This window comes from Spirosoma migulaei (assembly GCF_054776855.1).
In genome coordinates this window covers 152,735-178,490 of the sequence record NZ_BAAHBG010000010.1, presented here as the reverse complement: position 1 = coordinate 178,490, position 25,756 = coordinate 152,735, and the positions used below count along the sequence as shown (strand labels likewise).

The 25,756-nt window shown below is 48.5% G+C and carries 23 protein-coding genes; 14 read left to right on the top strand and 9 right to left on the bottom strand.

The window, feature by feature from the left end; genetic code table 11:
* Window positions 1–18: 18 nt before the first annotated feature.
* Complete coding sequence (gene uvrB / locus ACYVGO_RS11330; RefSeq protein WP_460969358.1) at window positions 19–2,040, bottom strand: excinuclease ABC subunit UvrB; 2,022 nt, start codon at window positions 2,038–2,040, stop codon at window positions 19–21.
* A gap of 110 nt (window positions 2,041–2,150) precedes the next feature.
* Here uvrB and ACYVGO_RS11325 point away from each other — a divergent pair, with 110 nt between their 5' ends.
* A complete protein-coding gene (locus ACYVGO_RS11325; RefSeq protein WP_460969357.1) occupies window positions 2,151–2,735 on the top strand; it encodes a GNAT family N-acetyltransferase in 585 nt (194 codons plus the stop codon).
* A gap of 94 nt (window positions 2,736–2,829) precedes the next feature.
* Here the strand turns inward: ACYVGO_RS11325 and ACYVGO_RS11320 are convergent, their stop codons facing one another.
* Both ACYVGO_RS11320 and ACYVGO_RS11315 read right to left on the bottom strand, forming a co-directional pair.
* Window positions 2,830–3,603 carry an SDR family NAD(P)-dependent oxidoreductase gene (locus tag ACYVGO_RS11320; protein WP_460969356.1) on the bottom strand — a complete coding sequence of 258 codons (774 nt, stop codon included), beginning with the start codon at window positions 3,601–3,603 and terminating at the stop codon, window positions 2,830–2,832.
* A gap of 103 nt (window positions 3,604–3,706) precedes the next feature.
* The gene (locus tag ACYVGO_RS11315; RefSeq protein ID WP_460969355.1) at window positions 3,707–5,365 is read right to left on the bottom strand and encodes a UxaA family hydrolase; all 1,659 of its coding nucleotides are present in this window, start codon (window positions 5,363–5,365) and stop codon (window positions 3,707–3,709) included.
* Window positions 5,366–5,556: 191 nt separating this feature from the next.
* On the opposite strand from ACYVGO_RS11315, the gene ACYVGO_RS11310 reads away from it, so the two are divergent.
* The 6 genes from ACYVGO_RS11310 to ACYVGO_RS11285 all read left to right on the top strand — a co-directional run bounded on the left by ACYVGO_RS11310 (window position 5,557) and on the right by ACYVGO_RS11285 (window position 11,098).
* Complete coding sequence (locus ACYVGO_RS11310) at window positions 5,557–6,720, top strand: acyltransferase family protein (RefSeq protein ID WP_460969781.1); 1,164 nt, start codon at window positions 5,557–5,559, stop codon at window positions 6,718–6,720.
* A 3-nt stretch (window positions 6,721–6,723) separates the two neighbouring features.
* Entirely contained in the window at window positions 6,724–8,424 is a 1,701-nt protein-coding gene (gene ade / locus ACYVGO_RS11305) for an adenine deaminase (RefSeq protein ID WP_460969354.1), read from the top strand.
* 95 nt (window positions 8,425–8,519) lie between these two features.
* Window positions 8,520–9,119 carry an RNA polymerase sigma factor gene (locus tag ACYVGO_RS11300; RefSeq protein ID WP_142771472.1) on the top strand — a complete coding sequence of 200 codons (600 nt, stop codon included), beginning with the start codon at window positions 8,520–8,522 and terminating at the stop codon, window positions 9,117–9,119.
* 125 nt (window positions 9,120–9,244) lie between these two features.
* A complete protein-coding gene (locus tag ACYVGO_RS11295) occupies window positions 9,245–10,516 on the top strand; it encodes a replication-associated recombination protein A (RefSeq protein ID WP_460969353.1) in 1,272 nt (423 codons plus the stop codon).
* 22 nt (window positions 10,517–10,538) lie between these two features.
* Window positions 10,539–10,874 (top strand): DUF6883 domain-containing protein, encoded by a 336-nt coding sequence (locus tag ACYVGO_RS11290; RefSeq protein ID WP_460969352.1) that lies wholly within the window; start codon window positions 10,539–10,541, stop codon window positions 10,872–10,874.
* An 11-nt stretch (window positions 10,875–10,885) separates the two neighbouring features.
* On the top strand, window positions 10,886–11,098 hold the full coding sequence (locus ACYVGO_RS11285; RefSeq protein ID WP_460969351.1) for a DUF4926 domain-containing protein: 213 nt from the start codon (window positions 10,886–10,888) through the stop codon (window positions 11,096–11,098).
* Between the two features lie 296 nt (window positions 11,099–11,394).
* Here ACYVGO_RS11285 and ACYVGO_RS11280 read toward each other — a convergent pair whose 3' ends face one another.
* The 6 genes from ACYVGO_RS11280 to aat form a co-directional block, all read right to left on the bottom strand.
* On the bottom strand, window positions 11,395–11,784 hold the full coding sequence (locus tag ACYVGO_RS11280; protein WP_460969350.1) for a hypothetical protein: 390 nt from the start codon (window positions 11,782–11,784) through the stop codon (window positions 11,395–11,397).
* Between the two features lie 336 nt (window positions 11,785–12,120).
* Window positions 12,121–13,371, bottom strand: a complete 1,251-nt coding sequence (locus ACYVGO_RS11275; protein ID WP_460969349.1) for a glutamate-5-semialdehyde dehydrogenase — start codon at window positions 13,369–13,371, stop codon at window positions 12,121–12,123.
* On the bottom strand, window positions 13,368–13,754 hold the full coding sequence (locus ACYVGO_RS11270; protein ID WP_460969348.1) for a toxin-antitoxin system TumE family protein: 387 nt from the start codon (window positions 13,752–13,754) through the stop codon (window positions 13,368–13,370). Before ACYVGO_RS11270 ends, ACYVGO_RS11275 begins: the two co-directional genes overlap by 4 nt.
* Window positions 13,751–14,020 carry a hypothetical protein gene (locus ACYVGO_RS11265; RefSeq protein WP_142771476.1) on the bottom strand — a complete coding sequence of 90 codons (270 nt, stop codon included), beginning with the start codon at window positions 14,018–14,020 and terminating at the stop codon, window positions 13,751–13,753. The genes ACYVGO_RS11270 and ACYVGO_RS11265 overlap by 4 nt, the downstream gene beginning before the upstream one ends.
* A 42-nt stretch (window positions 14,021–14,062) precedes the next feature.
* Complete coding sequence (proB, locus tag ACYVGO_RS11260) at window positions 14,063–15,097, bottom strand: glutamate 5-kinase (RefSeq protein WP_460969347.1); 1,035 nt, start codon at window positions 15,095–15,097, stop codon at window positions 14,063–14,065.
* Window positions 15,098–15,216: 119 nt separating this feature from the next.
* Complete coding sequence (aat, locus tag ACYVGO_RS11255; protein WP_460969346.1) at window positions 15,217–15,825, bottom strand: leucyl/phenylalanyl-tRNA--protein transferase; 609 nt, start codon at window positions 15,823–15,825, stop codon at window positions 15,217–15,219.
* A gap of 135 nt (window positions 15,826–15,960) precedes the next feature.
* Here aat and ACYVGO_RS11250 point away from each other — a divergent pair, with 135 nt between their 5' ends.
* The 7 genes from ACYVGO_RS11250 to ACYVGO_RS11220 all read left to right on the top strand — a co-directional run bounded on the left by ACYVGO_RS11250 (window position 15,961) and on the right by ACYVGO_RS11220 (window position 25,756).
* Window positions 15,961–16,869, top strand: coding sequence for a dihydrodipicolinate synthase family protein (locus ACYVGO_RS11250; protein WP_460969344.1), 909 nt, complete (start codon window positions 15,961–15,963; stop codon window positions 16,867–16,869).
* A gap of 90 nt (window positions 16,870–16,959) precedes the next feature.
* Window positions 16,960–17,964, top strand: coding sequence for a 4-hydroxyproline epimerase (locus tag ACYVGO_RS11245; protein ID WP_142771480.1), 1,005 nt, complete (start codon window positions 16,960–16,962; stop codon window positions 17,962–17,964).
* A gap of 116 nt (window positions 17,965–18,080) precedes the next feature.
* Complete coding sequence (locus ACYVGO_RS11240) at window positions 18,081–19,328, top strand: NAD(P)/FAD-dependent oxidoreductase (RefSeq protein WP_460969343.1); 1,248 nt, start codon at window positions 18,081–18,083, stop codon at window positions 19,326–19,328.
* A 66-nt stretch (window positions 19,329–19,394) separates the two neighbouring features.
* The gene (locus tag ACYVGO_RS11235) at window positions 19,395–20,951 is read left to right on the top strand and encodes an aldehyde dehydrogenase (NADP(+)) (protein WP_460969342.1); all 1,557 of its coding nucleotides are present in this window, start codon (window positions 19,395–19,397) and stop codon (window positions 20,949–20,951) included.
* Window positions 20,952–21,040: 89 nt separating this feature from the next.
* Window positions 21,041–21,889: a glycoside hydrolase family 16 protein gene (locus ACYVGO_RS11230; RefSeq protein WP_460969341.1), complete on the top strand. Its 849-nt coding sequence runs from the start codon at window positions 21,041–21,043 to the stop codon at window positions 21,887–21,889.
* Window positions 21,890–21,919: 30 nt separating this feature from the next.
* On the top strand, window positions 21,920–23,623 hold the full coding sequence (locus tag ACYVGO_RS11225; RefSeq protein ID WP_460969340.1) for a GH39 family glycosyl hydrolase: 1,704 nt from the start codon (window positions 21,920–21,922) through the stop codon (window positions 23,621–23,623).
* Between the two features lie 99 nt (window positions 23,624–23,722).
* Window positions 23,723–25,756: a transglutaminase domain-containing protein gene (locus ACYVGO_RS11220; protein WP_460969339.1), complete on the top strand. Its 2,034-nt coding sequence runs from the start codon at window positions 23,723–23,725 to the stop codon at window positions 25,754–25,756.

Below are 25,756 nucleotides of genomic sequence, written 5' to 3'. Positions count from 1 at the left end.
CGCTTGTTTTTACACTAACTACGTCGTCTCCTTCTTCAGTTTATCCCGTAACTGAAACAGCTCATCGCGTAAGCGGGCGGCCTCCAGGAAGTCGAGGTCTTTGGCAGCACGTTCCATTTTGGATTGGGTTTCGTTGATCATTTTCTCCAGATCGCCTTTGCCCATGTAGCGGACTACAGGATCAGCGGCAATACGGATTTCCTCTGGTTCAACGTAGAAATGCTTCACTTTTGAGTCGGCCACTTTGGTTTGCCCCATAATGGCTTCTCGTGACTTCAGGACGGTCATAGGCGTGATGCCGTTGTCCGTATTGTATTCCAACTGAATAGCCCGGCGACGGTTCGTTTCGTCGATGGCTTTCTCCATGGAGCCTGTGATCCGGTCAGCATACATAATCACTTTCCCGTTCGAGTTACGAGCTGCCCGGCCAATGGTCTGAATCAATGACCGAATGTCGCGCAGAAAACCTTCTTTATCGGCATCCATGATGGCAACAAGCGATACTTCGGGTAAGTCGAGCCCCTCGCGGAGGAGGTTAACGCCAACCAGTACATCGAAGGTGCCCAGTCGGAGATCACGCAAAATTTCAACCCGATCCAGCGTTTTTACCTCCGAGTGAATATAACGGGTTTTGATGCCTACGCGATCAAGGTACTTTGTGAGTTCTTCAGCCATACGTTTGGTGAGAGTCGTTACCAAAACGCGCTCATGATTTTTGATTCGGGCGTCGATGGATTCGAGCAGGTCGTCGATCTGGTTGAGACTTGGACGAACTTCAATTTCAGGATCGAGTAGGCCCGTTGGCCGAATGAGTTGCTCTACAATAACGCCATCGCTTTTGCGAAGTTCGTAGTCGGAGGGAGTGGCCGAAACATAAATAGATTGCCCCGACAAATCTTCGAATTCCTGGAAGGTAAGCGGGCGGTTGTCCATGGCCGATGGAAGCCGGAAGCCGTAGTCGACAAGGGCTGTTTTACGCGAGCGGTCGCCACCCCACATGGCCCGAATCTGTGGAATTGTAGCATGACTTTCGTCAATGACCATCAGGTAATCATCCGGGAAGTAGTCGAGCAGGCAGAACGGACGCTGACCCGGTTTTCGTTTATCAAAATAACGGGAATAGTTTTCTATACCCGAACAATAGCCTAGTTCACGCATCATTTCAAGGTCGAACTCCGTGCGTTCCCGAATGCGTGTGGCTTCCTGCTCCCGCATCTCCGATTCGAAGTAGCGCACCTGTGCCACCATATCGTCCTGAATTTCGTGGATGGCATTATTCAGTGTATCGCGACCGGTAACGAAGAGATTGGCCGGGAAGATCGTTACCATATTTTCGTTCGAAATTTTCCGGCCGGTGCTGGGATCAATCTGCTGGATCGTTTCAATTTCGTCGCCGAAGAAAATAACGCGGTAGGCAAAGTCGGCATAGGCAACGTACAGGTCGACGGTATCGCCTTTGACCCGGAAGTTACCGCGCTGAAATTCGCCTTCGGTACGACTGTAGAGAATGCTAACCAAGTGGTGCAAAAACTGGTTACGGCTCATTTGCTCACCCACCCCAATCCTGACCACGTTTCGCTTGAATTCTTCAGGATTCCCCATGCCGTAAATGCACGAAACAGACGCTACCACAATCACGTCGCGCCGACCACTCATCAGAGCCGACGTTGCCGCCAATCGCAGTTTATCGATTTCCTCGTTGATCGCGAGGTCTTTTTCTATGTAGGTATTGGTGGTGGCGATGAACGCTTCGGGCTGGTAATAATCGTAATAGGAGATGAAATACTCGACCGCGTTTTCGGGGAAAAACTGCTTGAATTCGCCATAAAGCTGGGCTGCCAGCGTTTTGTTGTGGCTCAGAACGAGCGTTGGCCGGTTGGTCTGCGCAATGAGATTGGCAACGGTGAATGTCTTGCCGGATCCCGTGACCCCGAGTAATACCTGTGCTGGTTCGCCTTCATTTACGCCCTTGACCAACTTTTCAATTGCTTTCGGCTGGTCGCCGGTCGGTTGAAATTCAGAGGTTAATTTGAAGTTCATTAGTTGCGTTTAGAATCTGGCTAATTTACGAAGATTTGGGCTGGATTGCAAGGACACTTTTTAACTTGTTACTTGCTGATTCATTCTCAATTTGCAGCGTCAGGAACTATATGAGCCCCGATTCTACTACTAACCCATTTGACCCGATAAACGTTATTAGTTCATCCGGCGAATCCATACAAATTCGATTATTGGAGCCCTCCGATGCGCCAAAACTCCTTGATTATTTTACTGACTTATCGGCCCAAACCCGTCAGTATTTTGGTCCGCATGCCTTCGATGCAAAAACTATAAATACGATTTGCTCAACGCTTAACCCGAACGAATGCGCTAGGATTGTTGCCCTTTCGCCTGACAGCCAGGCTATCATTGCGTATGTTCTAGTAAGCGTCGGGGCAACATCGTCAGATGTTATTCGGTATAAATCCCTGGGAATTGATATAAATGCCGAAACGGATTGTTCACTGGCACCGTCTATTGCAGATGCCTACCAGAGCCGAGGTCTGGGCAGTTACCTAATGGAGAAAGCATTAGCCATAGCAAGGGGCATGGCTAAAAAGCAAGTGATTTTGTGGGGTGGGGTACAGGCTCGTAACGAACGGGCTGTTCGATATTACCGAAAATATGGCTTTGTTGAACTGGGGCAGTTTGAGACGGATGTGCTTAACTACGATATGTGTCTTTCACTAGAGTAATGTTCATAGAGTTTCTAGTAAAATACAGTGCCACGGTTAGATCTAAATGATAAAGCGTGGCCCTGTATTTTATTAGAAGCTTATACCGCAATTATTAGCTGTTTAGTCTTATCGATCCTCCATCCAGCGGGTAGTCGCATCCGGTTACAAAGCCTGCTTCGTCGGAGCAGAGGTATAAGGCTAACGCGCCAACCTCTGTTGGTTCAGCCATACGACCAATAGGCTGGGCTTTTGATAATTTCTCGAACATTTCGGCTTCCCGACCTGCGTAGGTTCTCGCAATGAATCCATCCACAAAAGGCGTATGCACCCGTGCAGGCGAAATACAGTTGCATCGAATGTTATCGTTTAAATAATCCTTCGCTACCGAAAGCGTCATGGTCAGCACTGCCCCCTTGCTCATCGAATAGGCAAAGCGATCGGCGAGGCCCAATGTAGCCGCTATCGATGCCATGTTCAGAACTACACCACCGCCATTGGCTTTCAAATGCGGAATCGTGGCATACAGACAGTTGTAAACGCCCTTGACATTGATACGGAAAATGCGGTCGAAGTCGGCTTCAGACGTGCTTTCAACTGTGCCAATGTGCGACACACCTGCGTTATTAACCAGAATATGAATCGGTCCCTGCCCCGCAATTTGATTGATAACCTCAATCGCTTGCTGCTGATTTGATATATCAACGGCGTGGCTTGTTGCCTGACCGCCCGCCTGTTGAATCTCGCTGGCAGCCTGCTCGGCCTGGTCTTTGTTAAGGTCAAGTATATGGACTGATGCGCCTGCCTGGGCAAACGTCTTCGAAATGGCCAGCCCAATACCGCTGGCTCCCCCCGTAATGAGGGCGGTTTTGTTTTTGAGTGAGAACATAGTTGAAGGGATAAAGGAGGAAAGGGAAAAAGGAGGAAGGAAAAGACAGGACGCTCGAATGTTTTCTTCTTTGTCCCTTCCTTCCTTCCTCCTTTTCCTCCCTCTATAGTGAAACACCCCGTTTCCAGGGAATAAAGTCGTCTTGGCCTAGTCGTTCGGCCTGGGTTGTTTCTTCGCCCGAAGCCAGTCGGATAATGTATTCGAGCAGTGCATCGGCATTTTGGGCAATACTTTGCTCGCCGTCGATAATAGGGCCACTATCGAAATCAATTACATCGGGCATTCTGTTTTTAAGAATTGTATTCGTCGATACCTTAACGACCGGACAAACTGGATTGCCAGTAGGCGTGCCAAGGCCGGTGGTAAACAGAATGACGTTAGTGCCCGAGCCCGCCATGCCGGTTGTGGCTTCTACATCGTTGCCAGGCGTGCAAAGTAGGCTCAGACCGGGCGTAGTAGCTGGTTCGGCGTAATCCAGAACATCGGCTACTGGGGCTGTTCCACCTTTCTTAGCCGCACCCGCCGACTTAATGGCATCGGTAATTAATCCGTCTTTGATATTGCCCGGCGACGGATTCATGTCGAACCCTGATCCAACGGCTTCGGCCTGAGCCGAGTAATCGCCCATCAGGGTAATGAATTTCTGGGCTTTGGCTATATCGTCAGTACGATTGATGAGTTCCTGCTCAACCCCGTTGAGTTCCGGAAATTCGGCCAGCACCGTTTTGCCGCCTAGCGCTACAAGGGTATCAGACAGGTGGCCTAAAACGGGATTGGCTGAAATACCCGAAAAGCCATCGGAGCCACCGCATTTCAGACCAACGGTTAGGGCGCTCAGTGGAGCGGGTTGCCGTTCTAGTTTATTGATTTCAACTAAGCCCAGAAAGGTTTCTTTGATAGCCTCCGACATGAGCGCGTACTCAGTGCCAGCCTGTTGTTCGAATAATAACAATGGTTTGTTAAATTTCGGATTCTGCCGCTTGATTTCGGCCGAAATCATATCGGTTTGTAAGTGCTGACATCCTAAACTCAATACCGTTGCTCCGGCTACATTCGGGTTATTGATGAACCCGGCCAACAGCGAGCCCAAATAACCTGAATCCTGGCGGGTGCCGCCACAGCCCATCTCATGGGTCAGGAATTTAATGCCGTCAATATTTTTGAATGGCCGCTTTGCGGCATGGTTGCCCAACTGCGAAGGCTCAACAAACGGCTGCATCTTTTTGATGACATCCATTTCGCCCGCTTTGTATAAACTCAGAAGCTCATGAACGTTTTCGCGGTAGATGTCGGGTTGCGCATAGCCTAGTTCGCGTTCAAAGGCGTCTTTCAGGATCAGCACATTCCGATTTTCGCAGAAAACTAAAGGCACCACGAGCCAGTAGTTACGGGTACCAACGCTGCCATCGGCGCGGTGGTACCCCATGAATGTGCGGTTCTGCCAGGACGAAACATCGGGCGGCTGCCAGGAGTAGGGCTGTTTTTTGTCGAGACCGTACTGATCGGAATCGTGTTTTAGGTTAAACGTTGTGATCGGCTCTCCCCGCTTGATGGGTTGGGTCGCTTTGCCAACCAGCACACCGTACATCGTGATCGGATCGCCGGGTTGCCGGTCTTCGGTCACAAATTTATGTTTGGCTCCAACGGCGTAAGGCAGCTCGTAAGTATCATTTTCAAATTCAATGTGCTCTCCTGCCGACAGGTTGCGAAGGGCTACGATAACATTATCGCCAGGATGAACTTTCAGGACACGGGCAGTCATTAGAAAAACTATTTTTTAGACTAAAGAGACGCAATAGGCCGAAATATACCACCTCTCCGCAAAAACTTTATCCATGTTGTTGCGAATGTGAGCACCATTGCCAAGTTTTAAGACTTAATTCCTACCCGTTACCGATGCCTCCACTTTCTTCTGTAAACCAAACCGGCTTTCTGGCTGGTCGACTGATGTCTATGGACGTCTATCGAGGCTTTGTTATGACCTTGATGGCTGCCGAAATCCTGCAATTCGATCACCTTCATGAAGCCTTCCCCGATAGTAGTTTCTGGGCGTTTCTGGCCCATCATCAGAGCCACGTTGCCTGGGCGGGCTGCTCATTACACGATCTGATTCAACCGTCGTTTTCATTCCTGGTTGGGGTGGCTTTGCCCTATTCAATTGCCAGTCGGGTCAAGCAGGGGCAATCATTCCCGGTACAGGTGGGTCATGCGTTCCGGCGGTCATTGATTTTAATTTTGCTCGGCATTTTTCTACGCTCCACCCATGCTGATCAAACGCGGTTTACGTTTGAGGATACGCTCACGCAAATAGGCCTTGGTTACCCATTTCTATTTTTAATCGGTAGCGCCCCCAAGCCCCGAACTGCCTGGATAGCCTTCGGCGTAATTCTAGTTGGCTACTGGTTAGCGTTTATCCTTTATCCGGCTCCTGGGGTGTCTCCCGGCACAGTTTTTGATTTTAATGCGGTTGGTGTCCCGGCAGACTGGCCGGAGCATTATACTGGATTAATGGCCCATTTTGATAAGAATAGTAATCTGGCTTGGGCTTTTGATACCTGGTTCCTGAACCTGTTTCCGCGCGAAAGCCCATTTTTATTCAATGGGGGAGGGTATGCCACCCTTAGTTTTATTCCTACCCTTGGCACTATGTTGCTGGGTTTACAAGCTGGTCGGTGGTTACGGTCGGGGATGACAGAGCGTGAAATTCTAAAACATTTCCTGATTGCGGGGGCTATTGGCCTGGTTAGTGGCGTTCTGCTCCATGTTGCCGGTATTTGTCCCATTGTCAAACGAATCTGGACGCCCGCCTGGGTACTCTTCAGTGGTGGCTGGTGCTTTTGGTTACTGGCGCTTTTCTACGGCGTTATCGATGTGGCTGGTAAACGAAAATGGGCGTTTCCGCTGGTTGTTGTGGGAATGAACTCCATTGCTATTTACTGTCTGGTGCACCTAATCGACAAATTTATTATCACATCCTTATATACACACCTGGGTCACGGGCCTTTTCAGGTGTTTGGCACCACGTATGAGCCACTGTTAATCGGCCTTGTTACGCTGGCTATTTTTTACCTTATTCTTCGGTGGATGTACCGCCGTAACTTATTTATCCGAATCTAATGTATGATCACGGCTAATATCCTGAATCTCTTCGATCAAACGATTTTTTATGGCACGCTCACCGTCGAAAATGGGCGGATCAACGAGATTCATCGTCTTGGGCCCGAACGTCCCAACGAGCCTTATGTACTGCCCGGTTTTGTCGATGCCCACGTCCATGTGGAAAGTTCTTTGCTAACGCCCCCGCAGTTTGCCCGGTTGGCTGTTGTGCACGGAACGGTGGCCACGGTGTCGGACCCGCATGAGATCGGGAATGTGCTTGGTGTAGCCGGTGTGCACTACATGATTGATGAGGCTCGCCGGGTTCCCTTTAAATTTATGTTTGGCGCACCCTCCTGCGTTCCGGCCACAACGTTTGAGACGGCTGGCGCTACCATCAGTGTGAAAGATGTTCGGAACTTACTGGCACTGAAAGAAATAGGCTACCTGGCCGAAATGATGAATTTTCCGGGTGTGTTACATCAGGACCCCGACGTGATAGCCAAAATCGCCCTGGCCAATGCATTCAATAAGCCTGTTGATGGCCACGCTCCTGGCTTAACTGGCGACGATGCCCAGCGCTACATGGATGCTGGTATCACCACCGATCATGAATGTTTTACCTACGAAGAGGGTCTGGATAAGGCGAAACGAGGTATGAATATTCTCATTCGTGAAGGAAGTGCCGCCCGTAACTTCGAAGCTCTGATTCCACTGCTGGCTGAGTTCCCACAGCAAATTATGTTTTGTTCCGACGATAAACACCCCGATACACTCGCAGAAGGACATATTAATCAACTGGTAGTGCGGGCCCTGGAGAAAGGCCATTCTCTTTGGAATGTACTCCGGGCGGCCTGTTTAAATCCAGTCTTACATTATCGACTACCCGTTGGTTTGTTGCGCGAGGGTGACCCTGCTGATTATATCGTGATTGATAATCTGCGGGAATTTCATATCCAGCAAACCGTAATCAATGGTGAGATCGTAGCTGAAAATGGCCAATCGAACATACCCGATTTGCGGAGTGAACACGTCAATCAGTTTAGCTGCTCACCTAAAAAGCCGGAGGATTTTGTGGTGAAAATGGAGTCCGCGGGATTAATCCGGGTCATCGAAGCACTCGATGGGCAGCTCATCACCAACGAACTTCACCTGGAACCCAAACTGGAGAACAACCAAATTCTACCGGATGCGGAGCGGGATATTCTGAAAATGGTTGTCGTTAATCGGTATCAGGACGCTCCTCCAGCTATTGCTTTCATTAAAAACTTTGGGTTGAAACACGGGGCTATTGCCTCGTCGGTTGGTCATGATTCGCATAATATTACGGCGGTTGGTTGCGATGATGAAAGTATCTGCAAAGCCGTCAATCTGGTGATCGAGTCCCGGGGAGGGTTATCGGCGGTGGGGAGTGAGCATGGGGCATGGGGCATGGGGCATGGGCTTTCCTCTCCTCAATCCTCCCTGCTCTCTGCCCCTCGCCCCCTGCTACTCCCGTTGCCGGTGGCAGGCCTAATGACCGATACCGACGGGTATGATGTAGCTACACAATATACATTACTCGATCAGTTCGCAAAGCAGGAATTAGGGAGTACGCTGGCAGCGCCATTTATGACTTTATCCTTTATGGCTCTATTGGTTATTCCCAACCTGAAATTAAGTGATAAAGGATTGTTTGATGGAAAAAGGTTCACTTTTGTGTCGATGCAAACGGAAAATGCGTGACCATAAAAAAAAAATTTAAGTACTTTTTTTAATTCTATTTTTTATGGGTAAGTTTACACACCCCAAGGCTATTCCTAACCTTTACCCTCTCTATCATGGCTCGCTCCCGTACTCAAATCGGACCCGACGACGAAACACTGTGGAATCTGTTTCGTAGTGGTGATGAAAATGCGTTTGCCCGACTGTATCAAAATTATGTTCAAACCCTTTACCATTATTGCGCCCATTTTGCCACCGACCGGGCGTTGATTAAAGATTGCATTCACGATTTGTTCGTTGAACTCTGGAAACACCGCACAACCATCGGACCAACCACTTCGGTACGGTTCTATCTGATGGCTTCAATTAAACGTAAGCTGGTTCGACACCTAACCGCCGAGCAGAAATTAGTTAGTCAGGACGACATGATCAATGGTCGGCGTGTTGGCGATACGCTTCCGGGTGCTGATCCATCCCATGAAAACCTGTTAATTGCCCACGAGGAAGATTCGTTTATGAATGACTGCCTGCATCAGGCCCTCGAAAAATTACCCCGTCGTCAGCGCGAAGCTGTTCATTTACGGTATTTTCAGAACATGAGTAATGAAGAGATTTCGGCTCTCATGCACATTAACATTCAGTCTGTTTACAATTTGATTTTTGGTGCTATGAGCAACCTCAAGCGTTATGTTACGCTCGAAAATGTGTCGCTCTGACGCTGACTATTCCTAACCTATTCTCCAACCCGGTAACTAATTTACAGTTACCGGGTTTTTGTTTTAGAACCAGCAATTCCTGACGACACTTGGCAATTTTTATATCATTGGGGTAACTTCGTTGAATGAATACAGACTCAACGCCTTTACCCGAGCGGGTACGTCCCCGCACACTCAATGATGTTATTGGTCAGCGGAAGCTTATTGGTCCTACTGGTGCCCTTCGGCGGGCTGTAGAATCGGGCCGACTGCCGTCCATGATTTTATGGGGGCCACCGGGTGTTGGGAAAACGACCCTGGCTTTATTACTGGCCGAAGCCGTCAAACGACCATTTATAGCCCTGAGTGCGATCAATTCGGGAGTAAAGGAAATTCGCGATGTGCTAAGCCGCCCAAGTGGAATATTCCCGCCGGTGGTGTTTATCGACGAAATCCACCGCTTCAACAAAAGCCAGCAGGATGCTTTGCTGGGAGCCGTTGAGAAAGGGCAGATCACATTGATCGGTGCCACGACAGAAAACCCATCCTTTGAAGTAAACAGCGCCTTGCTGTCGCGCTGTCAGGTCTATATTCTGGAAGGACTCAACCGCGAGGAGTTGATCCAGGTGGTCGATCGGGCCATTGCGCAGGATATGTTTTTGCAATCAAAAAAAATTACGGTTGACTCATACGATGCGCTGCTCCGCTTATCGGGTGGCGATGGCCGTAAACTGCTGAATTTATTGGAACTGGTTGCTTCTGCCCACGTATCAGTTGACCCGCTAGTTATCACGGATGAAGGCGTGACGACCGTAGCGCAACAGAACATTGCCCGATACGATAAATCGGGTGAGCAGCATTATGATATCATCTCGGCCTTTATCAAATCGTTGCGTGGTTCCGATCCGAACGCGGCTTTATATTGGATGGCCCGGATGATTGTAGCGGGCGAAGACCCGATTTTTATTGCCCGACGCATGTTAATTATGGCCTCGGAAGATATCGGAAATGCCAACCCAACTGCAATGATTATGGCATCGGAAGCCGTGCAGGCAATTCGGGCGATCGGTATGCCCGAAGGTCGGATTATTCTTTCGCAAGTGGCTGTATACTTAGCAACCTCGCCTAAAAGTAACGCGAGTTATGTGGCTATCGATGAGGCTATTGCGCTGGCCGAACAAACAGCTCACTTACCTGTGCCTCTACATCTGCGTAACGCACCAACCAAATTGATGAAGCAGATTGGCTATGGAAAAGATTACCAATATTCACATGCGCACGAAGGCAACTTTGCCCAGCAAAACTTCCTGCCCGACGACCTGAAAGGCCACAAACTCTACGAACCTGGCCACAACGCCCGCGAAGCTGAAATTCGGAGGAGCCTACAGAAGTGGTGGGGAGACTGGTACGGGTATTAGGGCTACTTGGCTATATTTGTTAATGCTACTACCTTATGCTGAAAAGGCATACATTGATGACCAAAAACTGTTTGGGTATTGTTTGTCAGAAACGCATATAACTGGCAAGCATAAAGCTTGTGTGTTTAAAGCGGCATTAGGATTAACTGCAATTGATTATTTATTTCTGAAGGACGCAATTTCAACTGCGGTTTTATTAAATGAGGCTCAAGCGGCCGGTTCAAATCAGCAAGGAGATTTATATTCAGTTGATTTTGTTATGACTAACAAGGATAGAACAGCCAAAGTCAGAACAGCATGGATTATTCTCTTCGGTGAATCGTTTCCTCGTTTAGTGAGTTGTTATGTAAACGATTAAACTGATAAATCATGGATTTATTGAATTTATTAGATGTGGTTGTATTGGCCGCAGATTTACCTGCTGAAAAGCTTAAAAAAGGCAGTTTAGGAACAATTGTTGAAGTGTTTACGAATGGTAATTTCCTCGTTGAATTTGCCGATATAAACGGGGTTACTTACGCCATGCCCGTATTGACTGCCGCCCAATTGATAAAAGTTTACCAGGAACCGATTGAAGCTTAACTGGACTTACATCTTGGTACTCATCTACCTATTTGTGAAGCTGAAATTCGGCTGAGTTTACAGAAGGGGTGGGGAGGTCAGTACGGGTATTGAGAGTGGATTGCCAGTGCGTTGCTGAAAATGTATAATGCTTCGGAGGGTATGAACTGTTTTAAGTTTAGTACAAATTGCTCAGGTTTTGTCTTAATGTGAACATAGCGGTATTTACCCAATAAGTCTTGGGTAAATACCGCTATGTAAAAAGACTATTTATAGAGTAGTCTTGAATGATTCCATTATGTATTCTGAGTAAGATGTCAATTGACTTTATTTTTTAAGTGATTTACTCTCACTTCTAAAAAACTAATACCTGAAGTTTTGGGCGTCTCGACTAGAAAATCTTCCTGCAGTAAAAAAGATACTTTTCTTAAATTCTTTTTATTGATGATGCCTTTATCTGCTCTAAGTGTTAGGGTGTCAGATTTGAATGTGTAGTAGCCTTCACAGTTAGCATCTCCTCGCGAGTTACCCATTTCAAAGCGTTTGTCATCATATAGCCCTAACCAAATTCCTCCTGGTGAGGATTCTCTGTGTGCTTCGAATACCAAGCCTGACCTAGGTAGTGGTGGTTCAAACATTGCCAGAATTGAGAAGAACAGGATTATGATAACAGCTAGTATTAATACTATTTTAGAGACCGTTTTCATACCTATTTCCCAGTTGTATAAGTGGCTTTAATACTAGCCTGATTCTATTCAAGGTGGCAAAGGACCCCAATTTGTAAAAACGCTCTGAGAGCACTTGGGGAATCTTTAAGGTTCTCTGTAGATAAAGCAAAAACTTTTCCTTCTAACAAATCGTCCGTTTTCTCTTTAGCCTTTTTGAGGCCTAACCCAAAATGTTCTTGAAATAGTTTGGTAGAAGACACCTTAAGGAAGCCCTCTTTCCATCCATCAAATACCATTCTTGTCATGGTTCTTCGTTATTGTATTTTCTGCCTATATGCTAACCTAAAAGCATTTTGCTGATCAATAGCCATCAACCTACCACCTCACCTGTCCATCGCCCACAACAATCCACTTCTCGGTTACTAACTTCTCAAGTGCGAATGGGCCGCGAGCGTGGAGTTTCTGGGTTGAAATACCGATTTCGGCACCTAAGCCAAAGACACCGCCATCCGTAAAACGGGTAGACGCATTCGCATACACCGCAGCGGCATCGACCTCACGAAGGAATTGGTCGATAAGCGGCTGATTTTGAGAGATAATTGCCTCGGAGTGGCGCGATGAATAAGCCTGGATATGTGACAAGGCTTCGTCCAAATCAGCGACTACTTTGACGGCGCATTTGTAATCCAGAAACTCCCGGCCAAAATCTTCTGGTTGAGCATGTTGCAGGTTTATGTAGCCCGCTTTCTCGAAAATGTCGTAAGCAATTTCGTCGGCGAAAACTTCCACATTCCATTTGTTGAAGTCGGCGGTCAGCATGGGCAGAAAGCGCTCGGCGATGGTTTCGTCAACCAGCACGCAGTCGAGGGAATTACAGACCGATGGGCGCGAGACGCGGGCATTTACGACAATGGCGGCAGCTTTGTCTAGATCAGCGGTTTGCTCTATATAGGCATGGCAAACACCAGCACCCGTTTCAATCGTGGGCACAAGTGAGTTTTTGCGAACAAATTGAATCAACGACTCCGAACCACGCGGAATGATAATGTCCACGTAGCGTGTGGCGGTGAGCAATTCATTCACAACGGCCCGGTCGGGAGGGAGCAGGGTAACGGCAGCTTTGGGTACCCCGAACTCAATGAGTACACCCTGAATCAGGCTAATTAAATACCGATTTGAGAAATCGGCTTCTTTACCACCTTTAAGTACGCAAGCATTTCCCGAACGTAAACACAACGAGGCTACATCGACCGTTACGTTTGGACGAGCTTCGTAAATAACACCAACAACGCCCAGCGGTACGGTAATTTTTTTGAGTTTTAACCCCTGCTCGATGGTTCGCTCCAGAATGACTTCTCCGGCCGGATCGGGCAATACGGCCACTTCGCGCAAACTTTTGGAAAGGTCGGCTACGCGACTTTCGGTCAGTTTAAGCCGATCATATTTGGGGTCGGCGGTCGACATCCGGTCGAGATCCTTTTGATTCTCGGCTACGATATCGGCAGTGTGAACAGCCAGAACATCGGCCAGCCGATTGAGTAAATCAGTTTTTTCAGCAGGGCTAAGCCGCCGAACGGCTGCTGCAGCTTGCTGAGTGGCCTGGAGAAGTGGCGTAATAGGAGTCATATTTTTGAATTCGTTAACTGGTCATGAATGTAGACTAATACTTCTGCCAGCGAAATGTCAAAGCTATCGGTTACAACTTCCGATCCACTTCGATAATCGTGTTTGTGATGTGGAAAGGAGGCAAGTTTAGGAAAATGCGGTACGTTGTCCCAACGAACAAGCCAACTAGTGTTGCCTGTTTGCCATTGAAAAGCGTATTTACGAACAAGGTTTCCTATGTATTCATTCGTATAAAGAACCGACAGGTCGGTAAATTCTATTCGCAATTTCAATTGAAATTTATCGGCAGTATGCTCATGAACAAGGACGTCGTATTTACTGACGATTGGATTTTCATTCAGAGTAAATAGGGCATTGGTTATAAGCGATATATACCTATTCATTCAATTATTTCAATCGACCCTTTCTTTATTTCTTCGATGCCTTTAAGCACATCGGGCAACATACCAACAGCCGCCGACCAGTCGATGTTGTCATCCCACTCTTCAAATACTTCTTTTTCAGTACTTTCGATGTGTTTTTCGAACTCGTCCAGTGTCATGCCGTATTTCCGCTCCATTCGGGTAATTGTTTCCTCAAAGCGGTGTTTTCGAGCCAGATAATCGATCATGACCCACTGTTGCACTGCTTGCTTCGTTACCTGTACCATACCAGATTGCGTTTAAGAACAAAATTGGCTAAAAACATTGGTCTACAAAAGTACAATATCATTCGCATTGGCGACCTCAACATTTTGCTGATTAAGCTGTTGCGTTAACGTTTTCGACGAAATCCGCGTTCGGGCAACGGCTATGGTTTCCTGTTCTTCATCTAGAATTTCGACCAGTTCACCGGCGGCAAAATCATCCAATACGGCCCGAACACCCACAGCCAGCAAACTCCGGCGTTGTTTCAGCGCACGCACGGCACCCGCATCGATCTGCACGCGTCCTACGGCTAAACTGCCACTGGCCAGCCACCGATTTCGGGCAGAGAGGGTAATTGGGTGGGGTGTGAACTCGGTGCCTGTTTCGCCCCGCAAAGCCCGTCCGATACTGTCGGGTTCGTTTAATCCGAAAATAACGACCCGAATGCCCATGCGGGTTGCCAGCTTTGCAAAGGTTAGTTTGGAAGCCATTCCGCCCAAACCCAGCGATGATTTATCGGTTCGAACAACGCCAAATACGCGTTCATCGAACTCGACAACCTGTCGAATTATCTGCCCATTCGCATCCAATAAGCCACTGACCGATGTGCATAACATCAGGGCTTCTGCCCCAAAGCCTACGGCAATGAGGGTGGCCAATTCGTCATTATCAGAAAACTTCAGTTCACGATTGCTCACCACATCGTTTTCGTTGGCAATTGGGATCAGGTCATTTTCCCACAGTTCTTCGTAGGTCTGCTTGAGTTGCAGAAACTGGTCGCGGCTGGCAAAATGATGCCGCTCGCAAAGGCTTTGGGCAATTGAAATTCCGTAAATAGAAAAGAAGCGCGAATACTGGTTGAGCAGCAGCAAATTACCTACAGCCGCAGCCGCTTTACGTTGGGTAATATCGCCTTTATAATCACGAATCAGGGCTTTCCCGGCACCCACTGCCCCCGACGATACCAACACAATACGGTAGTGTGGATGCAGGGCGGCTACCTGTCGGGCAATATCGACCATAACAGGCTCATTGGGTTCGCCGGTAGGTTTTGTAATGGAAGCAGTACCAAACTTTAGTACTAAAACTGGCTTAGACATGCGGGCAAAGATAGGGATTTACCGTTTTAGGTATATGGTTTTTGGTTTTCGGTAAGCTGGGTAAGTTCAACTTGCAACAACCGTAAACCATATACTGAAAACTGTAAACCGGTCACTATCTACACCTTTTCGGGCATTAGACCCGTGAATCGGGCTTTTTGTTTAAGGGCTGTTTTAAGTTGCTTGAGGTAGTCTGCTTTGGGAATTTCGATGGCACCGTAGCGCCGAACGTTATCGTTAATGAACTGCGTATCGAGCAGCGAGAAATGCTGCTGGCGGAGAATCAGGATTAAATTGTGGAATGCCACTTTCGAGGAATTGCTAACCTCGCTAAACATCGATTCGCCGAAAAAAGCCGAGCCCAGCGCAACCCCGTATAAGCCGCCGACCAGCCGATTGTCTATATACGTCTCAACACTGTGGGCCAATCCCATATGATGTAATTCGGTATAGGCGTTAATAATTTCGTCGGAAATCCAGACGCTATCGTCTTCAGAACGGGGTTTCGAACAGGCACGCATGACCTCAGGAAAGGCCGTATTGATGCGGATTTCGAACTGATTGCGGTTCAGAATCGGGCGAAGAGATTTGGCAGGTTTATAACTATGAATGGGAATAATGGCGCGCGGATCGGGAGCGTACCAATAAAGCGTACCGTCGGCATCGGCCATTGGGAAAATCCCGTTTATGTACCCGTAAATCAGGTCATCAGCGGTTAGCTTATTCATGAAAACAGTAAAAGTGTCGTATGACAAAGATAGAAAAGGTGAAAATAGTACCACAATATACTAATTACCAGTGCTATTATTTTTAGTGAACTAACGAACTTTGACCGACTCAATTTAATCAACCAACTATACCCCATGAACGTTTCTGTAAACTGGGAAGGTGTTTATCCCGCGCTACTGACTCCATTTACGGCTGATGATCAACTCGATCTGCCACTTTTTGAGAAAAATCTCCAGGCTCAGCTCGATGCCGGTGTGCACGGATTTATCATTGGGGGCTCTCTTGGCGAAGCCAGTACGCTACTGAACGATGAGAAAATCGAACTTCTGAAATCAGGGCTGGCGGTTAGCGATGGAAAAGTGCCCGTTCTGATCAATATTGCTGAACAGGCTACTAAACAGGCCATTGCGCGCGCTCAGGAAGCAGAAGCCAATGGCGCTGATGGGCTCATGCTGCTGCCTCCTATGCGCTACCCTGCCGATGCCCGCGAAACGGTTACGTACTTTAAATCGGTGGCTCAGGAAACATCATTGCCAATCATGATCTATAATAATCCGTACGATTACAAGATCATGACTACCGTTGCCATGTTTCACGAACTAGCCGAATTGCCCAATATTCAGGCCGTAAAAGAATCAACGCGTGATCTGACTAATGTAACCCGTATGCGGAATGCCTTTGGCGACCGCTATAAGCTGCTGGGTGGAGTCGATACGCTGGCCCTGGAAGCATTGCTGTTGGGGTGCGATGGCTGGGTTGGCGGTCTGGTTGACGCATTTCCACAGGAAACTGTTGCGATTTATGAATTAGCTAAAGCGGGTCAGGTAGCCGAAGCGCTGGAAATCTACCGCTGGTTTATGCCCCTGCTCGAACTGGATATTCACCCGAAATTAGTTCAATACATCAAGCTGGCCGCTACAGCAACTGGCATTGGTTCTGAGTACGTACGAGCACCCCGCCTGCCGCTAATCGGTGCGGAACGGGAACAGGTTCTGGAAGTTATTCAAACGGCTTTAGCAAAGCGACCGGTTGTTAATGTATAATGAACAATGGATAATGCATAATGTGACACCCCGAGTGAGACTAGGCATTATCCGTTATTCATTGTTCATTAACCATTATTCATTAAATAAATGTCCGAGTTTCATTTTTTTTGCATTGATGCGCATACCTGTGGAAACCCGGTGCGGGTTGTTACGGGGGGAAGTATTCCGTTTTTGCAGGGCGGGACTATGAGTGAAAAACGGCAGCATTTCCTGCGTGACTACGACTGGATTCGGAAAGGACTTATGTTCGAACCGCGTGGCCACGACATGATGTCGGGGAGTATTCTGTATCCGCCCACCGATCCCGCTAATGATGCGGGTGTGCTATTTATCGAGACTTCTGGGTGTTTGCCGATGTGCGGTCATGGTACGATTGGTACGGTAACGGTCGCCATTGAGCAGAATCTGATTAGGCCCCAAACACCGGGCGTCCTCAACCTCGAAGTGCCCGCCGGATTGGTTCGGGCCGAATACCAGCAGGAGGGAAGGAAGGTAACGTCGGTGAAGATTACGAATATCAAATCGTACCTGGCAGCCGAGAAATTGACGGTCGAATGCCCTGACTTGGGAACGCTTACCGTCGATGTTGCCTATGGGGGTAATTTCTACGCCATTGTTGATCCGCAACCCAATTTCCCCGGCCTGGAGCACTATAAAGCGGAGCAGCTTATTGGCTGGGCGCGGGTGATGCGTGAGCGGATGAACGAGCAATATACCTTCGTCCATCCCGAAAACCCGACCATTAACGGCCTGAGTCATATTCTCTGGACAGGAAAGCCACTGCAAGAAACCTCTACCGCCCGAAATGCTGTTTTCTACGGCGACAAAGCCATTGACCGATCTCCTTGCGGAACGGGAACATCGGCCCGAATGGCGCAGTGGTACGCACAGGGAAGACTTAAGCCGGGTGACACGTTTGTTCATGAGAGCATCATTGGGTCTATTTTCAACGGGCGTATCGAAGCAGAAACCGAATTAGCTGGTAATCCGGCTATTGTGCCAAGTATCGAAGGTTGGGCCCGGATTCACGGCTACAATCACATCATTCTCGACGAAGACGACCCATATGTGTTTGGGTTTCAGGTCATATAAAAATGAGCGAAAGAGTGAATGAGTGAAAGACTGGGCCGCCTGAATGGTGAATGAGCGGCTTTGCTGATACCAGCTTTTCGCGCAATTCACTCTTTCGCACTTTCACTCTTTGTAAAATGTCACACGTTGGTATTGTGGGCGGGGGTATTGTTGGACTTTGTTCGGCGTATTACCTGCACAAAGCGGGGCACCGCGTAACGCTGTTCGATCAGGGACCTATTGCCGATGGCTGTTCGTTTGGTAATGCGGGTATGATTGTACCTAGCCATATTATCCCGCTGGCGCAACCGGGCATGATGGCCAAAGGCATGCGCTGGATGCTGAAATCGACCAGCCCGTTTTATGTAAAACCACGCCTAAACGCCGATTTACTGCGTTGGGGCTGGCTTTTCTATCGCCATTCGACACCCGAGCACGTTGAGCGTTCCATTCCGGTGCTGCGCGATCTTAGTCTGCTCAGTAAAACGTTGTATCAGGAGTTGGCCGCTAACGGCGATTTAACTTTTGAGTGGCAGGAGCGGGGACTACTGATGCTCTACAAAACCGCATCTGCCGAACACGAAATGGCCGAAGAAGCCGAGGTGGCTAACCACGCGGGTATCGAAGCGCAGGTATTCAATGGCCAGCAAGTGCAGGACTTGGAACCCGACACGCGGGTTGACGTTCGCGGTGGTATTTTTTATCCCGGCGATGCGCACCTGAATCCAAATGAATTGATCAAGTCGCTGGTTGCCTATCTGCGTCGGGAGGGGGTTACCATTCTGGAAAATCATACCGTTACAGGATTCGGCAAAACGGGCTCAACGATTAAATCGGTGCAGACTGCGCAGGGCGATTATCCCGTTGATGCGGTTGTTATAGCGGGTGGTGCCTGGTCGCCTGTTGTTGCAAAGCAGCTGGATTTGAGTCTATCCTTGCAGGGTGGTAAAGGCTATAGCTTTATGCTTCGGAATGTAGCCAACAACATTCGTGTACCCGCCATCATGCTCGAAGCCCGCGCTACGGCCACGCCGATGGGAGCGGATCTTCGCTTTGCGGGAACACTCGAAGTAGCCGGTACCGATATGACCGTGAACATGAATCGAGTGCGGGGTATTGTACAGTCGATAAACAACTATTATCCAGATATGCCGGTCGAGATGCCTGCCGTGGAAACGGTTTGGCGGGGATTGCGCCCCTGTTCGCCTGACGGGTTGCCCTACATTGGCCGTACCGAACGCTACGATAACGTCGTGCTGGCTACAGGGCACGGCATGATGGGACTAAGCCTGGGACCAGCTACCGGCAAACTAGTTAGTGAACTTATGGACGATTCGGTTAGAAGCATGGATGTTGCTGCTTTTAAACCGGAACGTTTCGCTTGATAAGGTGTTCCTCAAAAACGGGCTACTGTTGCCCAATCTATTTATAACAATCTCCTGCCTGTCGTTATGACAAACTCCCTTGCAAATCCTGTTGCCGATTCATTTCAGGGCATTAACCCAGCTACCGGACAGCCATTGCCGGGCCTATTTCAAGAAGCTACGGTTAGCGAAGTTGCTCAGGCCTGTGAGCGGGCAGCCGAAGCATTTTCTGAATACCGCAAAAAATCAGGTGCCGAGAAAGCTCGTTTCCTGGAACAAATTGCCAGTGAGATAGAAGCCTTAGGCGATGAATTATTGACGCGTGCGCAAGCTGAATCGGGCTTACCATTAGCTCGCCTGACAGGCGAACGTGGCCGTACGACTGGTCAACTACGTTTATTTGCCGATTATTTACGAGAAGGTTCCTGGGTAGATGCGCGCATCGACACCGCCCTGCCCGATCGCCAGCCTTTACCCCGACCTGATTTGCGGCAGATGCTGCGTCCATTGGGACCAGTAGGTGTGTTTGGTGCTAGTAACTTTCCGCTGGCTTTTTCCGTGGCGGGTGGCGATACCGCTTCTGCACTGGCTGCTGGTTGCCCAGTTGTTGTAAAAGGACATCCGGCACACCCCGGCACATCGCAATTGGTGGGGGATGCTATCAGTCGGGCTGTTACGGCTTGCGGTTTGCCTGCCGGGACATTTTCGTTGGTTCAAGGTCGAACGACGTCTGTTGGTATGGCCATTGTTGAGCATCCGGCTATCAAAGCGGTTGGATTTACAGGGTCGTGGCGAGGGGGAAAAGCGTTGTTCGATGCGGCTGCCCGTCGTCCGGAACCGATTCCGGTTTATGCCGAAATGGGTAGTACCAATCCCGTTTTCTTTTTGCCTCAACTCCTTAAGGAAAAAGGGAGTGCGCTGGCACAAAGTTTTGTCGGCTCAATTACGCTGGGTGTTGGGCAATTCTGTACAAATCCAGGTATGGCCGTGGTCCAACAATCGACTGACGCCGACACGTTTATGCAGGCAGCGGCTCAGGGCATAACGAATAGTCAGCCAGCTACCATGCTCACACAGGGTATTCAGCGAGCCTTTACAGCCGGTATTGATAAATTAACAGCTGCCGAAGGTGTAGATGTGCTTGGACAGGCTACGGCAGCCGACAGTTTTGCTAATGGCACGCCAACACTTTTGAAAACATCTGCCGAAGCGCTTCTGGCTAATCCGATCCTTGCCGAAGAAGTATTTGGCCCGAGTAGCGTATTAGTTGAAGCCAGTGGCCGTGAGCAACTACTGGCCGTTGCGCGTAGACTGGAAGGACACTTAACTGCCACGGTTTGGGGCACTGATGCTGAACTATTGGAATACGCCGATCTGCTCGAAATTCTGGAACAGAAAGTAGGTCGGTTATTAATTAATGGCTTCCCGACCGGCGTAGAAGTTAGTCATGCTATGCAACATGGCGGTCCATACCCTGCCACGACCGATTCGCGCTCAACATCTGTTGGTACCAACGCGATTCTACGTTTTGCCCGCCCCGTTTGCTATCAGAATTTCCCCGACGCGTTGTTGCCCGACGAACTGAAAGCAGCTAATCCGCTTCACATCTGGCGACTAGTGGATGGAAAACGTGTGAATGCGTAATGATATAAACACAGAGTCACAGAGAGCACAGAGTTTTACATTAACTCTGTGCTCTCTGTGACTCTGTGTTTAAAACTAATCAGGTACTTATGAGCCGATTATTGTTTCTTTTGACTTTTCTGGTAGTAGTCAGTTCTACCAGCTTTAGCCAACCTATCAGCTCATCAGTTAGGTCAGATGATGGCTGGAAGTTAGTCTGGGCCGATGAGTTTGAGGTAGCTGGTCCGCCGAATCCGAAGAACTGGAAATTTGAAACGGGTTTTGCCCGGAATCATGAACTCCAGTGGTATCAGCCTGATAATGCCCGCTGCGAAAATGGCTTGCTCATTATTGAAGCGCGTCGCGAACAAAAGGTGAATCCAATGTATCAGGCCAATAGTTCGAACTGGCAAACCAACCGGCCTACCATTGAGTATACGGCTTCCAGTTTGCATACGAATGGGTTGCATAGTTGGCAGTATGGCCGGTTTGAGATGCGGGGACGTATTGATACCAGTCCCGGTTTATGGCCCGCTTTCTGGACATTGGGCGTGAAAGGCGAATGGCCAGCCAACGGTGAAATCGATATTATGGAGTATTATCGGAACATGCTATTGGCCAATGTTGCCTGGGCAACCGGTAAACGCTATACGGCTGAATGGCGGAGCACTAAAAAGCCGATGGCCTCGTTCAACGATCCCGATTGGTCGAAGAAATTCCACGTATGGCGCATGGATTGGGACGAAACCGCGATTCGGCTTTATGTGGATGATGAGCTATTAAATGCAGTTTTATTAACCGATACCATTAATAAAGATGGAACGGGTAGTAATCCGTTTCGTCAGCCGCATTATGTACTAGTTAATCTGGCTATTGGCGGAGACAATGGGGGCGACCCATCGGCAACTTCGTTTCCCCGTCGGTTTGAAGTCGACTATGTGCGGGTTTATCAGAAGTAATAATTCCTTTATTGAGTACCTACTTTTTTTATGAAGCAGCAAAAACAACTTGTACGTTTACTGTCCACATTGCTCAGCTTTTGGGTGATCAATACTGGTCTGGCGCAGGTTAAACCGCAGCCTGTTAGGATAGAGGTTGATTTAGGCGCTGATAAAGGGCCCATCAAACCCATCTGGGCGTGGTTTGGCTACGATGAGCCGAACTATACCTATATGAAAGACGGTAAGAAATTGCTTACCGAAATCTCGCAGTTGAGCAAGGTACCCGTAAACGTGCGGGCACATAGTCTGCTGGTTACCGGCGATGGAAAAGCGGCTCTGAAATGGGGGTCGACAAATGCCTATACTGAAGATAAAAAAGGGAATCCAATCTACGACTGGACTATCGTCGATAAAATTTTTGATACGTATATAGAGCGGGGTATGAAGCCCATTGCCCAGATCGGTTTTATGCCCGAAGCGCTCTCAACGCATCCGCAACCCTACCGGCACAACTGGAAACCCGGAGATAACTACAACGATATTTACACCGGTTGGGCCTATCCGCCAAAAGACTATACAAAATGGAGCGAACTGGTTTATCAGTGGGTAAAACATTCCGTTAGTCGGTATGGCCAAAAGGAAGTGGAAAGCTGGTATTGGGAGTTATGGAATGAACCCAACATTAGCTACTGGAAAGGCACCACCGACGAATACATTAAGCTATATGATTACACCGCCGATGCGGTGAAACGGGCACTGCCGACGGCTAAAGTGGGTGGCCCCGAGGTGACGGGCCCTAACTGGGATGTATCGGCCAAATTTTTCAAAGCCTTTATGGATCACGTGGTTAGCGGCAAGAACTATGTGACAGGGAAAACAGGCACCCCCATCGATTTCATTACGTTTCATGCCAAAGGTGCGCCTAAACTGGTGAATGGAGCGGTGCAAATGAATATGGGTACCCAACTACGGGATATTGACAAAGGCTTTGAAATCGTAGCATCTTATCCGACGCTGAAACACCTGCCCATTATTATTGGAGAGTCTGATCCTGAAGGATGCGCGGCTTGTTCGGAGGATTTACACCCGCAGAATGCCTATCGCAACGGCACGATGTACTCAAGTTACACGGCGGCTTCCTTTGCCCGCAAATACGATCTGGCTCAGGCTCGGGGTGTAAATCTGGAAGGAGCCGTAACCTGGGCGTTTGAATTTGAAGACCAGGCCTGGTTCCGGGGCTTTCGCGATCTGGCAACCAATGGCGTCGATAAGCCGGTGCTGAATGTGTTCCGTATGTTCGGCATGATGCAGGGCAATCGGGTGGGGGTGAAAGGCGGCCTCGCCTATGATTACGCCCGTATTCGGGACCAGAGTGTGCGGGCCGAAGACGACATCAATGCCTTTGCCACAAAAGATGCTAAAACGGCTGCGGTGATGGTCTGGAATTACCACGATGATAATCTGCCTGCACCCGATGCTCCAGTAACCATTCAGGTGAAAGGTGTTCCTGGGCAGAAAGTCCTGCTTCAGCATTACCGCATCGATAAGCAGTTTAGTAACTCCTACGAAGCCTGGAAAAAGATGGGCTCGCCCAAAAGTCCAACGCCCGAGCAAATTGCCGAACTGGAAAAGGCAGGTCAGCTTCAATTGCTCACCTCACCCGAATGGATTAACGTGAAAGAGGGTATCGTGAATCTACCGATGGAACTTCCTCGTCAGGGCGTATCGCTGCTGAAGTTTTCCTGGGAGTAAAATCAGCTTAGTCATCTTTACCTAAAGTCACGTATTGCCTTATGTCACTAAACCGCTATATTGGCGGGCTAATTAGTGATCTAATTTTCCCCACCGTTCATGTTCGCTTCCATAGTTGGTCAGCGCGTTTTGCTGCTGACGGTTTGTATCCTGCTTGGGATTACTGTAGGATTTTCTCAGAAATCAGCTGATCCAGCACCTACTATTAAATTCGGCATAGTCAATTCCGATCATTTTGTTAATTCTCCTACCGACTCCACAGCCGAAGCGGTTGTGTTATATGATTATGGTGAGGTTTGGTTCGATAAAAGCGACAATGACATATGGTTAAATACGACCTATCATGTCCGGCTAAAAATCCGAAAAAAATCGGCTTATGACCGGGCTACCATTCAGCAGGTAACTCGCCGGGGCACAATGGGCCAGCACGAGCTTGTGTCTGACTTTGAGGGCTACACCTACAATCTTACCAATGGCGATGTGTCGATCAGCCAGTTGAAAAAGGAAGGCCATTTTACCGAAAAAGCATCGGATCAGTTTTGGGTCGAGAAATATACACTGCCCAACGTTCGGGAAGGATCAATTATCGAGTATAAATACACTGTTCGGACTCCATTTGGTGTTACGTATAATCCGCGCACCTGGCGATTTCAACAGGACATCCCCGTTCGCTGGAGCGAGTACCGGATTACAATTCCCGATTATTTCTATTATAAGATGCTGATGAGCGGCTACTTAGCCATGCTTGTCAATGATCGCAAATCGACTACAGTGGGTCTGTTTTCCGGTCAGCCAGATGTAACGGCATCCGCTTATCGATTTGCCATGAAAGACATTCCGGCTTTTCGGGATGAAGCTTACATAACTACTGACGACGACTATATGGCCAAGATTGAATTTGAACTGGCCAGTTACCAGATTCCGGGTTCGACGGGCATTGTTCGTAAGGATATTGCCGTCAGTTGGGAAACGCTGGATAAAACCTTGCTTACCGATATTGATTTTGGCGGTCAAATTAAACGGACTGGTTTCCTGCGCGAAACGGCTAAATCATTGCTCGCTTCACAGGCTGATACGTTGGGCCGGGTAAAAGCAGCATACGACTATGTTCGACAAACCATCAAATGGAACGATGATGCTGGCATCTGGTCGTCGACTGGAATTAAAAAGGTACTTGAGAATAAAAAAGGGAACGCGGCTGATATTAACCTGATGTTGATAGCCTTGCTTCGGGAGATGGATATTGACGCCAATCCGGTTATTTTAAGCACTCGCTCACATGGTCGAATCAATGAGTTATACCCCTTAATTAAAAAATTCAACTACGTCGTTGCGCAGGTTTCGGTGGGAGGTAAGGATTTATTATTAGATGCTACCGATGCATTTCTGCCTGTGGGCATGTTGCCACTCCATTGCCTGAATGGAAAAGGGCGGCTTGTTCATCCAACCAAATCTCGTTTTGTCTCGCTGAATCCATACGAACGCGACGTTGAGGTTCATATGGGAACATTTACGCTCACGGAAGACGGGGAAGTCTCTGGCAAACTCGCGCATTCTCATGGAGGTTATAGCGCCTGGAGTGCCCGTAAGCAATTTGCCACGGATGGGAAGGCCAAATACCTGGAAAGTATTCAGAAAAAGCGCCCGGCCTGGCAAATCGACAAAGTTGACTTTTCGGGAGCAGATGAAAAAAGTAATGCTTTCAATACGGATTATACGATTACCATTCCAGAGGCCTGCGGGCGGGCAGGTGACCGGTATTATTTTCACCCCATGCTAACCGAAGCCCATACCGTTAACCCATTTAAGGAAACGGATCGACTCTATCCTGTCGATTTTGGAATACCTATTGAGGAGACCTTCTCGGCTACCTACACCTTACCTAAAAACTTTAAAGTAGAGGAGCTACCCAAGCCCGTGTCAATGGTTCTGCCCGAAAATGGAGGGCGATTTATGTATCAGGTAGGCGTTGTCAGCGAAAATCAGATTCAGATTATCAGCCGCATTTCCCTCCGTAAGCCGATGTATTTTGCCGAGGAGTATGGCTCATTACGGGAACTGTTTAGCCGAATCGTGGCCAAACATGCCGAACAAATTGTACTCAAACGGGAAGTAGTGGCCGATTCGAAATAA

Excerpts from the sequence above, each read along its gene's own strand:
- uvrB (WP_460969358.1), bottom strand. The coding sequence starts at position 2,040 with ATGAACTTCAAATTAACCTCTGAATTTCAACCGACCGGCGACCAGCCG.
- ACYVGO_RS11325 (WP_460969357.1), top strand. The coding sequence starts at position 2,151 with ATGAGCCCCGATTCTACTACTAACCCATTTGACCCGATAAACGTTATT.
- ACYVGO_RS11320 (WP_460969356.1), bottom strand. The coding sequence starts at position 3,603 with ATGTTCTCACTCAAAAACAAAACCGCCCTCATTACGGGGGGAGCCAGC.
- ACYVGO_RS11315 (WP_460969355.1), bottom strand. The coding sequence starts at position 5,365 with ATGACTGCCCGTGTCCTGAAAGTTCATCCTGGCGATAATGTTATCGTA.
- ACYVGO_RS11310 (WP_460969781.1), top strand. The coding sequence starts at position 5,557 with ATGGACGTCTATCGAGGCTTTGTTATGACCTTGATGGCTGCCGAAATC.
- ade (WP_460969354.1), top strand. The coding sequence starts at position 6,724 with ATGATCACGGCTAATATCCTGAATCTCTTCGATCAAACGATTTTTTAT.
- ACYVGO_RS11300 (WP_142771472.1), top strand. The coding sequence starts at position 8,520 with ATGGCTCGCTCCCGTACTCAAATCGGACCCGACGACGAAACACTGTGG.
- ACYVGO_RS11295 (WP_460969353.1), top strand. The coding sequence starts at position 9,245 with ATGAATACAGACTCAACGCCTTTACCCGAGCGGGTACGTCCCCGCACA.
- ACYVGO_RS11290 (WP_460969352.1), top strand. The coding sequence starts at position 10,539 with ATGCTACTACCTTATGCTGAAAAGGCATACATTGATGACCAAAAACTG.
- ACYVGO_RS11285 (WP_460969351.1), top strand. The coding sequence starts at position 10,886 with ATGGATTTATTGAATTTATTAGATGTGGTTGTATTGGCCGCAGATTTA.
- ACYVGO_RS11280 (WP_460969350.1), bottom strand. The coding sequence starts at position 11,784 with ATGAAAACGGTCTCTAAAATAGTATTAATACTAGCTGTTATCATAATC.
- ACYVGO_RS11275 (WP_460969349.1), bottom strand. The coding sequence starts at position 13,371 with ATGACTCCTATTACGCCACTTCTCCAGGCCACTCAGCAAGCTGCAGCA.
- ACYVGO_RS11270 (WP_460969348.1), bottom strand. The coding sequence starts at position 13,754 with ATGAATAGGTATATATCGCTTATAACCAATGCCCTATTTACTCTGAAT.
- ACYVGO_RS11265 (WP_142771476.1), bottom strand. The coding sequence starts at position 14,020 with ATGGTACAGGTAACGAAGCAAGCAGTGCAACAGTGGGTCATGATCGAT.
- proB (WP_460969347.1), bottom strand. The coding sequence starts at position 15,097 with ATGTCTAAGCCAGTTTTAGTACTAAAGTTTGGTACTGCTTCCATTACA.
- aat (WP_460969346.1), bottom strand. The coding sequence starts at position 15,825 with ATGAATAAGCTAACCGCTGATGACCTGATTTACGGGTACATAAACGGG.
- ACYVGO_RS11250 (WP_460969344.1), top strand. The coding sequence starts at position 15,961 with ATGAACGTTTCTGTAAACTGGGAAGGTGTTTATCCCGCGCTACTGACT.
- ACYVGO_RS11245 (WP_142771480.1), top strand. The coding sequence starts at position 16,960 with ATGTCCGAGTTTCATTTTTTTTGCATTGATGCGCATACCTGTGGAAAC.
- ACYVGO_RS11240 (WP_460969343.1), top strand. The coding sequence starts at position 18,081 with ATGTCACACGTTGGTATTGTGGGCGGGGGTATTGTTGGACTTTGTTCG.
- ACYVGO_RS11235 (WP_460969342.1), top strand. The coding sequence starts at position 19,395 with ATGACAAACTCCCTTGCAAATCCTGTTGCCGATTCATTTCAGGGCATT.
- ACYVGO_RS11230 (WP_460969341.1), top strand. The coding sequence starts at position 21,041 with ATGAGCCGATTATTGTTTCTTTTGACTTTTCTGGTAGTAGTCAGTTCT.
- ACYVGO_RS11225 (WP_460969340.1), top strand. The coding sequence starts at position 21,920 with ATGAAGCAGCAAAAACAACTTGTACGTTTACTGTCCACATTGCTCAGC.
- ACYVGO_RS11220 (WP_460969339.1), top strand. The coding sequence starts at position 23,723 with ATGTTCGCTTCCATAGTTGGTCAGCGCGTTTTGCTGCTGACGGTTTGT.